This is a genomic window from Streptomyces rubellomurinus, assembly GCF_000961885.1.
Taxonomy (GTDB): Bacteria; Actinomycetota; Actinomycetes; order Streptomycetales; family Streptomycetaceae; genus Kitasatospora; species Kitasatospora rubellomurina.
Map to the genome: position 1 here is coordinate 1 of NZ_JZKH01000330.1, position 449 is coordinate 449.

Consider the following 449-nt stretch of genomic DNA (forward strand, 5'->3'; position numbering starts at 1 on the left):
GACGGTGCCCGCGCTGTCGAGGGTGATCTCGTCGGTGGCCAGGGTGAGCGTGGTCTTTCCGGGGTTGCGGCGGATCAGCTGGTTGCCGTCCGCGTCGTACACGTAGCTGGTGGCGCCGCCCGGGCCGGGCTTGGTGAGGGTGTCGAGCTTGCCCTCACTGTTCCAGGTCAGGGCGGTGGCGCCGCCGGGGTCGGTGATGGCCGTGGTGTTGCCCCGGGCGTCGTACTGGTAGCCGACCGTCCTGCTGCCGGCCGGGCCGGTGGTGGTCGAGCTCAGTAGTGCGTGCGGTCCACCGGTGCCGGTGTTGGTGGTCCTGGCGGCTCCGAAGGTTTGGGTGACGGTGGTGTCGCCCAGGCTGTTGCCGGTGATGTCGTGCTGGACGAGGCCGGTGCGGTTGCCCGTGGCGTCGTAGCTGTAGGTGTTCCAGTACGGCGCCGGGCCGCCGACCG

Annotated in this window: 1 protein-coding gene; it reads right to left on the minus strand. The window is 70.8% G+C overall.

The features are described from left to right. A partial coding sequence (locus tag VM95_RS38060) for a hypothetical protein (protein ID WP_045706232.1) occupies window positions 1–449 on the minus strand: 449 nt, incomplete at both ends.